General features: G+C 42.4%; 11 protein-coding genes. 6 read left to right on the top strand and 5 right to left on the bottom strand.

The window, feature by feature from the left end; genetic code table 11:
- Positions 1-4: 4 nt before the first annotated feature.
- Positions 5-1312, top strand: coding sequence for a threonine synthase (thrC, locus tag AS141_RS20285; RefSeq protein WP_057939527.1), 1308 nt, complete (start codon positions 5-7; stop codon positions 1310-1312).
- Positions 1313-1374: 62 nt separating this feature from the next.
- Here the strand turns inward: thrC and AS141_RS20280 are convergent, their stop codons facing one another.
- Entirely contained in the window at positions 1375-2349 is a 975-nt protein-coding gene (locus AS141_RS20280) for a polyprenyl synthetase family protein (protein WP_057939526.1), read from the bottom strand.
- Between the two features lie 148 nt (positions 2350-2497).
- Here AS141_RS20280 and AS141_RS20275 point away from each other — a divergent pair, with 148 nt between their 5' ends.
- The 3 genes from AS141_RS20275 (at position 2498) to AS141_RS20265 (ending at position 5792) form a co-directional block, all read left to right on the top strand.
- Positions 2498-2995 carry a DUF4199 domain-containing protein gene (locus AS141_RS20275; RefSeq protein WP_057939525.1) on the top strand — a complete coding sequence of 166 codons (498 nt, stop codon included), beginning with the start codon at positions 2498-2500 and terminating at the stop codon, positions 2993-2995.
- Between the two features lie 63 nt (positions 2996-3058).
- Complete coding sequence (locus tag AS141_RS20270) at positions 3059-4756, top strand: 1-acyl-sn-glycerol-3-phosphate acyltransferase (protein ID WP_057939524.1); 1698 nt, start codon at positions 3059-3061, stop codon at positions 4754-4756.
- On the top strand, positions 4734-5792 hold the full coding sequence (locus tag AS141_RS20265; RefSeq protein WP_057939523.1) for an NAD(P)H-dependent glycerol-3-phosphate dehydrogenase: 1059 nt from the start codon (positions 4734-4736) through the stop codon (positions 5790-5792). The genes AS141_RS20270 and AS141_RS20265 overlap by 23 nt, the downstream gene beginning before the upstream one ends.
- 79 nt (positions 5793-5871) lie before the next feature.
- Here the strand turns inward: AS141_RS20265 and AS141_RS20260 are convergent, their stop codons facing one another.
- Positions 5872-7038 (bottom strand): PQQ-dependent sugar dehydrogenase, encoded by a 1167-nt coding sequence (locus AS141_RS20260; RefSeq protein ID WP_057939522.1) that lies wholly within the window; start codon positions 7036-7038, stop codon positions 5872-5874.
- A 66-nt stretch (positions 7039-7104) separates the two neighbouring features.
- Positions 7105-8142 carry a class 1 fructose-bisphosphatase gene (gene fbp / locus AS141_RS20255; protein ID WP_057939521.1) on the bottom strand — a complete coding sequence of 346 codons (1038 nt, stop codon included), beginning with the start codon at positions 8140-8142 and terminating at the stop codon, positions 7105-7107.
- A gap of 57 nt (positions 8143-8199) precedes the next feature.
- On the opposite strand from fbp, the gene AS141_RS20250 reads away from it, so the two are divergent.
- Positions 8200-9468: an aspartate kinase gene (locus tag AS141_RS20250; protein WP_057939520.1), complete on the top strand. Its 1269-nt coding sequence runs from the start codon at positions 8200-8202 to the stop codon at positions 9466-9468.
- 86 nt (positions 9469-9554) lie between these two features.
- Positions 9555-10679, top strand: a complete 1125-nt coding sequence (locus tag AS141_RS20245; RefSeq protein ID WP_057939519.1) for a Gfo/Idh/MocA family protein — start codon at positions 9555-9557, stop codon at positions 10677-10679.
- Positions 10680-10697: 18 nt separating this feature from the next.
- Here AS141_RS20245 and AS141_RS20240 read toward each other — a convergent pair whose 3' ends face one another.
- Positions 10698-11573 carry a fructosamine kinase family protein gene (locus tag AS141_RS20240; RefSeq protein WP_057939518.1) on the bottom strand — a complete coding sequence of 292 codons (876 nt, stop codon included), beginning with the start codon at positions 11571-11573 and terminating at the stop codon, positions 10698-10700.
- Positions 11566-12051, bottom strand: a complete 486-nt coding sequence (locus AS141_RS20235; RefSeq protein WP_057939517.1) for a low molecular weight protein-tyrosine-phosphatase — start codon at positions 12049-12051, stop codon at positions 11566-11568. The genes AS141_RS20240 and AS141_RS20235 overlap by 8 nt, the downstream gene beginning before the upstream one ends.
- Between the last annotated feature and the right edge of the window lie 166 nt (positions 12052-12217).

Below are 12217 nucleotides of genomic sequence, written 5' to 3'. Positions count from 1 at the left end.
CGCTATGAAGTTTTTCAGTACAAATAATCCTGGGCACCAAGTAGATCTAGTAGAGGCTGTTATTAAAGGATTAGCGCCTGATCAGGGACTTTATATGCCGATGAAAGTCCCGGTTTTATCAAACGAGCTTTTGAATAAACTTCCTCAAATGACTTTTCATGAAATTGGCTATGAAGTCATTGGAGCATTGTTTTCGACAGCTTTGAGTCAAGGGCAGATCAAAGAACTGGTAGATCATACCCTTACTTTCGATGCCCCATTGGTGAAGGTGGAGGAAGATGTCTATGCTTTGGAGCTCTTCCATGGGCCTACTTTGGCATTCAAGGACTTTGGTGCAAGATTCTGTTCCAAACTGATGAGTATGCTGATGGCAAAATCTGACCAGAAAGTCAGGGTGTTGGTAGCTACCTCAGGGGATACTGGCAGTGCAGTAGCCAATGGATTCCTGGAAGTGGACGGAGTGGAAGTGATTATACTTTTTCCTAAAGGTAAAGTGAGTGAACTTCAAGAAAAACAGTTTACTACTTTGGGACGAAATATCACTGCGCTGGAAGTAGATGGCGTTTTTGATGATTGTCAGCGAATGGTAAAGGAAGCGTTTTTGGACGCTGAACTGAACGAAAAACTGCTACTGACTTCGGCCAATTCCATCAATGTGGCTAGATGGATTCCGCAATGTCTCTACTATTTCTATGCTTTTTCCAGGCTGCCGAAGAATGATAAAAAAGTGGCTTTTGCTGTTCCTTCGGGGAATTTCGGGAATATAGCTGCCGGTATTTTAGCGCAACGAATGGGCTTACCGATAGCTCAATTTGTCGCTGCAACGAATGTGAATAAGGTTGTTCCAGACTATCTGAATGGGGCTGATTTCCAGACAATGGCTTCTATAGCAACCATTAGCAACAGCATGGATGTTGGCAATCCTAGTAATTTTCCAAGGCTCCTTGCTTTGTATGGTGGCGATGAACAAGCACTTAGGGATAATGTAAAAGGATATTTTTACACGGATGAGGAAACCGTAGAAGTGATGCAGGAAGTCTATCGGGCCGGTTATACGCTCGATCCGCATGGAGCAGTTGGTTATAAAGGGCTAATGGATTTTATGGCTGAAAATGATAATTTCCAAGGAGTATTTTTGGAAACTGCCCATCCGGGGAAATTCCGGGAAACGGTGGAAAATGCATTGGATTTAACCTTGACCCTGCCTGGGAGATTGGCTGCATTTATGGATGGAGAGAAAAAAGTGCATGCGATGGGGAATGACTTTAAGGAGTTTAAGGGGTATTTAATGAGGCTTGATCGTATCATCTGATACGATCAATGGGATGATTGAAGGAAAGAGGAAGTAGAGAAGGCAAGGAAAAAATTTACTGACTACTTCTTCCTTTCAATCGTATAACTCACAAGTCCCTCCAGTGAAGTTTTATAATCGGATTCAGGAAAACCTTTTAGGATGTCAAGCGCTTCCCTATAGAATCTATCCATGATGGTTTTGGCATATTCCAGGCCACCGCTTTTCTTAACAAAACTGATCACTTGATTCACTGCCTTTTTATCCTCACTCCGATTTCGGATCAGATGAATGATTTTCTTCTTCTCAAGCCAGTCAGCGTGCTGCAAAGCAAAAATAAGAGGAAGGGTCATCTTCTTTTCTTTGATATCAATGCCGACAGGTTTGCCTATTTCATCTTCGCCATAGTCAAAAAGGTCATCTTTGATCTGAAATGCCATTCCAACCTTCTCGCCGAATTCCCGCATTTTGGCAATAGTCTCATCGTTGCTTTCGGTACTGGATGCCCCTACAGCACAGCAGGAAGCCAATAGGCTGGCTGTTTTTTGGCGAATAATATCGTAGTAGACTTCCTCTGTTATATCGAGTTTTCTGGCTTTAGCAATTTGTAGTAATTCCCCCTCAGACATCTCTTTTACCGCATTGGAGACTATTTTCAACAGTTTAAAGTCGCCGTTGTCCACACTTAAGAGTAAGCCCCGAGAGAGAAGGTAATCTCCGACAAGCACAGCAATTTTGTTTTTCCAAAGCGCATTAACAGAGAAAAATCCACGTCGGTAATTTGCATCATCCACTACATCATCGTGTACGAGTGTAGCGGTATGTAGCAATTCAATAAGGGCGGCCCCACGATGTGTTGAGTCATTTATTCCGCCACATACCCCAGCGGTCAAAAAGACAAACATTGGACGCATCTGTTTGCCTTTTCGCTTTACTATGTAATTGGTGATATGATCGAGGAGCTTGACCTTACTTTTCATGGAGTTTCGAAATTTCAGCTCAAACTGAGCCATTTCGTTCTCTATTGGGATTTGTATTTGCTTAAGGTCTGGTTTCATCCGGTCTTTGATGCTGTAAAAATAATACCCTTTCTCTCATGGACAAGGGAATGAAGGCCTACGTGTAGCAATCATTCGAAAATGATGTTGATTTTAGAAATTTATGTATTTTGTACCTAGCATTTTGCATCCCTAATCCTAAGAAGCTATGAAAAATATAAAGATTGAAATCAAATGGGCATTGATCTTTGTGGTCATGATGCTGGCTTGGATGGCTTTGGAGAAATCCTTGGGTTGGCATGATGAGAAAATAGCAGATCATGCCACATTGACCAATTTGGTGGCAATTCCTTCCATTGCAATTTATATTTTCGCTTTGCTGGATAAAAAGAAGAATTTCTACCACGGGGTGATGAATTATTACCAGGGCTTTATGACCGGTTTGGTGATTACCCTTATTGTGGCGATTTTGTGCCCACTTTCCCAATACATCACCCTTGAATTTATTACCCCGGATTATTTCTCAAAGGTTATTAACTATGCAGTGAGTGCAGGTGAAATGACCCAGGAAGAAGCAGCATCATACTTCAATTTACAAAGCTATATGATCATGTCTGTGGTAGGCGCTTTAATTATGGGGGTTGCTACTTCAGCAGTCGTTGCTATTATTGTAAAGTCTAAATCATCTGCTCTTTCCTCTCGTTGATCATTCGGAGGGGAAAGGGCTTTTTCACTATCTTTGACAAGATTTTTAACAAAAACCACCCACTTGGAGGAGAAATACATCAAACATAAGTACGAGCCGATTCACCCCAGCAAAGACGAATGGCCGGTGGTGAAATTGGCGCGGGAGCGTAAGGAATTTGTGAAGAAAGTGGCTGACCTGTCCGAAGATAGGATTCTCAATCTCACAGGAAATAATCCTGATATTCTGAAGGAGGAATTAGAGACTACTTTATATCGCGAAAAACTGAGAATCAAGCAGAATCCCTGGGTAGTGGATCCGGATGATGATGGTTCTTTTTGGAGTGGGGTGAAATCATCTTTGGTTCAGATCAGTACCGAGACGGCAAGAAGTAAAGTCAAGAGATTTCAGGAGTATAAGTCGGTGTTGAACAGTATTACCTCTCGTTATGCTGAGGAAATCGCAAGTAATTTCAAGGCCACACATTATAAATTCACACGATCGGTAGTTACTTATGGCTTTTCAAGATTGCTGAATGCAGCCCGGGTAAAAGGCTTTAAATCTATATTCAGCAATCAGTACACCCTTCAGGATAAAATCCAGATAACAGGCGAAACGGACCAACTAAGGGATTTAGCCACCAAAGGAACTGTGGTGATGGTTCCTACCCATTTCAGTAATTTGGACAGTATTTTAATAGGCTGGGTGATTTCAGTATTGGGGTTGCCTCCTTTTATCTATGGGGCGGGACTGAATCTCTTTAATATTTCCATTTTTGCGTATTTCATGAATTCTCTGGGCGCCTACAAAGTGGATAGGAGAAAGAAAAACCTGATGTACCTGGAGACGCTGAAGACTTACTCTAAGGAAGCCATTCAGTTTGGGTGTCACAGTTTGTTCTTTCCCGGAGGCACCAGATCCCGTAGTGGGATGATCGAATCGAAACTTAAACTTGGACTTTTGAGTACGGCTATTGAAGCACAGCGGGCAAATTTTCAAAACGGAATAAATGATATTTCAGGTAAGGTTTTCATCGTGCCTGTGACAATCAATTATCACTTTGTGCTGGAAGCACCAAGTTTGATACGGGACCATTTGAGTATTACCGGACAAGAGAGATATTATAGGGAGAATGATGAATTTTCGAATTCATATAAAATCTCTAAGTTTCTCATCAAGTTTTTCACCAAAGGTTCTGATATCTCTGTGTCAGTAGGCAGAGCTATGGACGTACTTGGGAACTACGTGGATGTGGACGGAAGAAGTTTGGATAAGAACGGAAGGGTAATCAATACACGGGATTATTTTATTTCCGGTGGCGAGGTTTCAGTGGATAACCAACGGGAGGAAGAGTACACGAATATGCTGGGTAAGCGAATCGTGGAGGAATTTCACAAGATCAACCGTGTGTTCAATTCACATTTGGTTGCTTTTGTAGCGTTTGAACTTATCAAAAGACAAAATAGAAAACTGGATTTATTTGACTTGCTTAGACTTCCTGAGGAAGAAATTTCTATTTCATATGAGGAATTCAAAGGGAATTGTCAAATTGTTTTAGATAAAATCAACCAACTGAAAACTCAAGGGCTAATCAATACGGCACCGCATCTTTCCCTTGATATGGAAGAAGTCATCAACAGGGGAATAGAAAACGTGGGGATGTATCATGCCAAGAGGCCAATTATTCAAGATAAAAATGGCGATATAGGTACTGAAGATATGAGCCTGCTTTATTTTTATCATAACAGATTAACAGGATATGAACTCGAAAAACTCTTCTAAACCAAAGTACATCGGTGTGATCGGTGTGGGAAGCTTTGGCGCAGCAATAGCGAATATTCTGGCGGCCAAAAACCCAGTGATGGTCTATGCGCGAAAGCAGGAAGTGGTAGAGGAAATCAATACAAACCATACTGCACAGGGAAAAGTGCTGAGCGAAAATGTAATTGCTTCAAATGATCCGGAGCAACTTGCAAAAAGTTGTGATGTATTGTTTTTTATGGTTTCCTCATCCGGATTTCAGGATGTGGTGAGAACTTTTTCCCCTTTTCTTTTTCCTTATCATTTGATTATTCATGGCACTAAAGGGCTTTGTTTGAATCTCAAAACAGGAGAAACATTAGATACTGTCAAGAGGATCAAACGAAGTCAAATCCTGACTATGAGCGAAGTGATTCTTCAAGAGACAGTTGCCGTGCGGGTAGGATGCTTGGCAGGGCCTAATCTCTCCAAAGAGCTAGCTCAAGGGCAACCTGCTGCTACTGTGATAGCAAGCAAGTACAATGAGGTGATTTTGGAAGGGCAGAGTCTGTTGAGGTCTGAGAAATTCCAGGTCTACGGAAATTCGGATATTATTGGAGTAGAGATCAGTGGTGTATTGAAAAACATTATTGCCATAGCCTCTGGAGCTTTGGCAGGTTTAGGATTGGGTGAAAATGCAAAAGGCCTACTGATCAGTCGGGGAATGGTGGAGATGATTCACTTAGGCAATGCACTTGGCGGGAGTATTAAATCTGTCATGGGCTTGGCTGGAATAGGGGATTTGGTTGCCACATGCAATTCATCTCATTCCAGGAATTTTTCGGTAGGCTATAGACTTGCCAAAGGTGAAAGGCTTGAGACCATCGTCAGTGACATGGATGAGGTGGCCGAGGGAATCAATACCGTAAGAATTGTAAAGGCGTTTTTGGAAACAGCGGATCTGCGGGCTCCGATCACCGAAAACCTTTATCGGGTGCTTTTTGAAGATCTGGAGATCGAGGAGGCATTACAATTTCTTATGAAATACCCCTTTAATGTGGATGTGGATTTTGTGTAGCCTTTTAATCAGGATCAGCATAAAAAAAATCCTCTTTTGAATCGGTCAAAAGAGGATTTTCTATGAGTTGATTACTTGCTTATTTAATAATAGGAACCAGTTTTACCATCAGCCCGCTGCCTTGGGTAATTGCATAGATATAGCCGTCAGGGCTTTGGGAAACTTGGCGTACCCGTCCGATATCCTGAAACATCACTTCTTGTGATAACGCATTTGATCCATCCATATCCACACGATTGATGTGCATTTTGGCCAGTGCCCCAATAAGTATATCGCCTTTCCAAGCAGGATATTTGTCTGAAGTTACCAAGGTTATGCCGGAGGTGGCGATCGAGGGAACATAGTAGGTTAAAGGCTGCTCCATTCCTTCTTTTTCTTGAATATCAGCTATTGGAGTTCCATCATAGTCTATTCCCCAGGTAATCACTGGCCAACCATAATTTTTGCCTTTTTCGATCAGGTTCAACTCATCGCCCCCTTGTGGACCATGTTCGGCAGCATACAGTTTGTTGTTCTCCTTATCGAAATACATTCCTTGGGGGTTTCTGTTTCCATAAGTCCATATTGAGGGCATAGCCCCTTCAGTTTCCACAAATGGATTATCTGTAGGAATTCTTCCGTCGTCATGAATACGATGGATTTTCCCATGGGAATTGGTCAAATCCTGTGCATTGGTAGGCGTATCCCCACGTTCTCCACTGGAATAATAGAGGTGTCCATCATTGTCAAATACAATCCGGCTTCCCAGGTGTCTTCCGCCTTTCCAGGCAGGCAGGGACTGGATAAGTTCTTCTTGGTTGACAGCATTGTTGCCTTCCAGCTTAAATCTCATGATAGTAGTAGAAGAAGTGCTGTCAGGCATAGGTTTGCCGTAAGAAATATAGATCCAGCCATTTTTGTCAAAATCAGGATGAGCTGCTATATCCAAAAGTCCAGATTGGTTTACGGTCCAGACCTCAGGAAGTCCCTGGATTTTCTCTCCGGTGAACTTGTCGTCTTTAAAAATCAACACTTCCCCTTTTTTCTCAGTGACCAGCATTCTGCCGTCAGTAAGCCAGGTCATTCCCCAGGGGTTATCGAATTCTGTGTAAAGCGTGTCTATATTGACAAGCATTTTTTCAGTTTGAATGGCATAAGTCTCGTCAATAGGCTCGACTTTAACTTCTTCTTTTGAGGAACAGGAGGTCCAAATAGATATCCCGGCAGCCATTAGGGCGATAGGTAAATAGCGATTGATAGTTTTCATAGCGTATAAATGAGAGCGCAAGATAAAAGACATCTTTCGATTCCTGTACTTTTTTACACGGGCAGTTTAATGAAGAGATTTTTCTATCACAGAACCAATAAAGGATTCTGCCTCTTTGACCATTTCAGATGAGCCAATCAAAAGCGGAGTCCTTTGGTGAAGTGAGGTCGGGACGATCTCCAGAATTCTCTGATTTCCGTTTGTGGCCATCGCACCGGCTTGCTCTGCGATCAATGCCAAAGCATTGGCTTCGTAAAGCAGACGAAGCTTTCCGGAAGGGTTCTTTTTGGTGGCTGGGTATAGGTAGATGCCGCCTTTTAGCAGGTTTCTATGAAAATCAGCAACAAGGGAGCCGATGTATCTTGCTGAATATTTTCTTTCCTTGCATTGGTCGATATATTTCTTAATACCTGATTCCCATTCTTTCTGGGTCCCTTCATTTACGGAGTAGATTCCCCCATTTTTCGGAGCCCGGATATCCGGATGGGAAAGGAAAAACTCACCTAGTGATTGCTCATAGGTGAAGCCATTCACCCCGCAGCATGTAGTGTAGACCAGCATAGTGGAAGAACCGTAGAGCACATAGCCTGCTGCGACCTGTTCTGTACCTGCTTGCATGATATCTTCTGTTTGAACAGGACTGCCGACAGGGGTTTTTCTTCGGTAAATAGAGAAAATCGTCCCTATGCTGATATTCACATCGATATTTGAGCTTCCGTCCAGCGGGTCTATGGCTACTACGTATTTGCCTGAGCTATTCTGCAAATCAATCACAGAATCCTCTTCTTCTGAAACTATGGCACAGACTTCGCCACCCTTACTCAGGGCACGCATAAATCGGATGTTTGCTATTACATCCAGTTTTTGTTGCTCTTCACCCTGTATGTTCACTTGACCAAAAGCTCCTCCGATATTGGATAGTCCTGCACGTGTAGTTTCACGATTTACTATCTTCGCGGCAAGTGCTATATCACGTAGCAGTTGTGAAAGCTCTCCTGAGGCAAACGGGAAATCGCTTTGTTTGAGTTTGATGAACCTGTCTAGCGTGGTACCGACGGAGTAGGCCAAGCCACTTTGATCTGGTTGATAAGGTAGCGTTTTCATGTATTGGAATAGTTCAATTGGTGGTTTAATTATTTTGAAAAATAAGCAAATATTTTAATGACAAAAACTCAAATCCACAAATTTGGAGGAGCATCAGTGAAAGATGCGCCTGCAATCCAAAACTTGGCTGTTATTCTCCGTAATCGATTGCGAAATAATTTTGTGATTGTGGTTTCAGCCATGGGGAAAACTACCAATCATCTGGAAAGCATTCTTTCACTCAGATTAGAGAAGAAGGATTATTCTCAAAATAGTACAATTTTAAAAAGCTTTCACTTAGATATTTGCCGTGCGTTGTTCTCGGAAGGCCATATTATTTTTCCAAAAATCGAGAATTATTTTATCCAACTCCACCATGAGCTTGACAAGCCGGTTTCCAAGGATAATTACGATGAATACTATGATCGGATAATTGGTTTTGGTGAACTTCTTTCCTCAAGAATTGTGATGGAGTATTTGTGCTCCCAAAACGCCCTTGTTCTTTGGCAGGATGCCCGGGAGCTGATTATCACCGACAGCGATTTCCGCTTTGCAAAAGTAAATTGGGGAAAGACCCGTAAGAATTGTCAGTCCCAACTGAAGCCAAAGCTGGATCAATTTCCTGTTTTGACGCAAGGTTTTATTGGGGCTGACAGTGTAGGTAGGCCTACTACCTTGGGAAGGGAAGGGTCAGATTTTACTGCTGCGATATTGGCAGCAAGCCTTGATGCAGGATCTGTGACTATCTGGAAAGATGTGCCTGGGGTCTTGAATGCAGATCCAAAGATTTTCGGCAATACCAGGCTTTTTTCCGAACTTGATTATCAGCAAGCTGCGGAAATGACTTTCTACGGTGCGTCCGTTATTCATCCCAAGACAATCAAACCTTTGGCCAATTCAGGCATCCCACTTTTTGTCAGGTCTTTTCTCAATCCGGACGAACCTGGAACCAAGATCTACTCCCGGGCCAAGGCGGAACAGGTACCCACTATAGTACTGAAGAAAGACCAGATCTTGGTTAGCTTCAAGGTAATAGATTTTGCCTTTATTGAAGAGAAGCACATTCATCAGGTATATGAGCAATTACAGGGGCTTAAACTCCGCGTGAATATGCTCCAGACTTCAGCGATTACCATTTCTATAGTGATCGATTCCCAGCTTTTTAAACTGGAACAATTGCTGGGCCAGCTTAATTCGCATTTTGAAATTAGGTACAATGAGGGGCTGGAGTTGCTTACTGTACTTCATCCCGATGATGATTCAATACCAAAGCTACTCGAGGGCTATGAGGTGCTGCTGGAGCAAAGCACTAGAAATACAGTTCAGATTGTCCGAAGGATTAAATAAGTTTTGGGGAAGTCATTTGTAAGTAGACGAGGGTATTTGGACAAAAATCAATATTTTCAGGATATCCTAACTCAATAACCTAAACCATGAAAACCAGAAGATTATTTTTGCAAAAGGCCAGCCTGTCTGCTATGGCATTTGCTGTCCCTGCTTTAAACCCTCTTTCAGCTATGACAAATACTATAAACACCTCTGCGAAAAATCCCCAAACTCTTCGAGTTGCCATTATGGGCTTGGGAAGCTATGGAACAAGGGTCGCAGAAGCAATTCAGGATTGTGAGCGCGTTAAACTTGTGGGAGTGATCAGCGGCACTCCTTCCAAAGTGGTGGCTTGGCGGGAAAAATATGGAATCCCGGAGAAGAACTGTTATAACTATGAAAATTTCGATGCCGTAAAGGATAATCCGGACATTGATGCAGTATATGTGATTACGCCTAACGGTCTGCACAAAGATCAGGTAATCCGAGTGGCAAAAGCCGGGAAGCATGCGATCTGTGAAAAGCCAATGGCAGTCAACGCTGAAGATGGACAAGCTATGGTAGACGCTTGTAAGGCGGCTGGAGTTCAGTTGCTGATCGGCTACCGTATGCACTTTGAGCCAAATACATTGGAGGTGATTCGCATGCGTAAAGCAGGTGAATTGGGAGAAATCCATTTTTTTCAGGGGTTAAGTGGCTTTGTTATAGGTGATCCTACCCAGTGGAGGCTAAAGCCTGAGCTTTCTGGCGGGGGTGCTATGATGGATATTGGTATTTACTCAATTAACGGTGCCAGGTATATGATCGGAGAAGAACCGATCTGGGTTACAGCCCAAGAGGTCAAAACCAACCATGAGAAGTTTAAAGAAGGGATAGATGAGACAATTACCTTCCAGATGGGGTTTCCCAGCGGAGCGATAGCTTCATGTCTTTCTACGTACAATATGAATAACCTGGATCGGTTTTATCTCAATGGTAGCAAAGGCTGGGTAGAAATGCAGCCTTCTACGGGCTATGGCCCTATCAAGGGAGAGACACATAAAGGACCGCTATCAGAGCCGATTGTTACTCATCAGACTGTCCAGATGGATGAAATGGCTGCGATTATTTTTGATGGAAAAGAGCCTGAAGTGTCTGTAAATGGAGAAGAGGGAGTAAGAGATATGAAAATTATCGATGCAATTTTCAAAGCTGTAGAGACAGGAGGGAAAGTCCCGTTGAATCTTGGCTAGGCTGTCTTTGGAATCTGCCTATCTTACAAATCGATTTATGATTCTCTCAATTCCTGGAAGGTAGGCCGTACCAAAAAGATTCAGGTGAACAAGTAATGGGTATAGATTGTAAATACCCATTCTAGTTTCAAAGCCGGGTTCCAACGGAAGAACTGATTCATAGGAAATATAAAATTCCGCATCAAAGCCTCCGAAAAGACGGCTGAAGGCTAAGTCCATTTCCCTATGACCAAAGTAAACAGCAGGGTCGATTAAGCCAGGTTGGCCATCTGCTGTGCTGATTACATTGCCAGACCATAAATCCCCATGGACTAAAGAAGGTTTTTCTTCTGGGAAAATATCTTCCAGTTTAGGGTAGATTTCCTGGAATTTCTTCAGGAATTCCAGTGAGATTAGCTTTTCAAAATACGCTTTTCCAATAAGCGGTTCCAGCCGATGTTCAACGTAGAAATCAAACCAATTAACCATTTGAAGGTTGTTTTGAGGAATAGAAGCGATGTAGTTGTTGTGTTCGAGTCCGAATTTGGAATTACTTGTAAGATGAAGATGGGCAAGCCCCAACCCAAGGTTCTCCCAATAATCAGGTTGATTTTTTCCGGAGGTGATGAATTCTGTCAGAAGGTAATTGTAATCGCCGATTCTTCCGCATCCGTATAGCTGGGGGACTTTCAGAAATGTCGCTTTACGAAGCAATTCCAGTCCTTCAGATTCTTTGTGAAGAATGTCTCTCTCGTGATCGAAATTCAACTTTAGGAAGAAAAAACCATATGCGCTTTCAAGTCTTAGGCCTTTATTATGATTTCCGGAGGCTACCAGAGAGACTGATTTTAATTGAGCTTTAGAGCCTAAGCTTTCAAAAAGTATCTGTTCATAAATTCCATGCTGGTCAAGCATAGAGCTGATGAGCTGTTTTTACCTGTACGAGGAAATTATCAAGTGCTTCATCTAAAATTTGATATATTTCCTCAAATCCTTCTTCTCCGCCATAATAGGGATCAGGGACGGACATCCCCTGTGACTCAGCTACAAAATTCCGCATCAGGTGGATTTCTTTGTCCGCAAAACCGTATCGTACTTTTAGGTTGTTTAGATTCCGTAGGTTATTATCATCCATTGCCAGGATATACTCGAAATCCCTAAAATCTGTGCGGTTTACCTGCCTGCTTCGATGATTTAATGGAAGGTTGTATTTGGAAGCACATTTAATTGTCCGTTCATCAGGCAGTTCGCCAATGTGAAAATCAGAAGTCCCTGCACTGTCACATTTGAATTGTGACTCCATGCCGGCTAGCTTCACCTTGCTATTGAAGATAGCTTCGGCCAAGGGAGACCTGCAAATATTGCCAAGACAAACAAATAAAACTCTAATCATATTACGTTAACTCTGAACTGACCAAGCTCCTTAAAAAAACGAGGGTTTTGAATTTAGCAAATTTTAGTTGGAAATGCACAGCTCAGTTTGTGTTTTTTCTGACAATGCGCAAAGCCGACTAGTAATAATCCTCCTAAGTGGAATTAGGTGAGAACAAAACTATTTC

This window comes from Algoriphagus resistens (assembly GCF_001442615.1).
GTDB lineage: Bacteria > Bacteroidota > Bacteroidia > Cytophagales > Cyclobacteriaceae > Algoriphagus > Algoriphagus resistens.
This window is presented reverse-complemented; position numbering and strand designations above follow the sequence as displayed.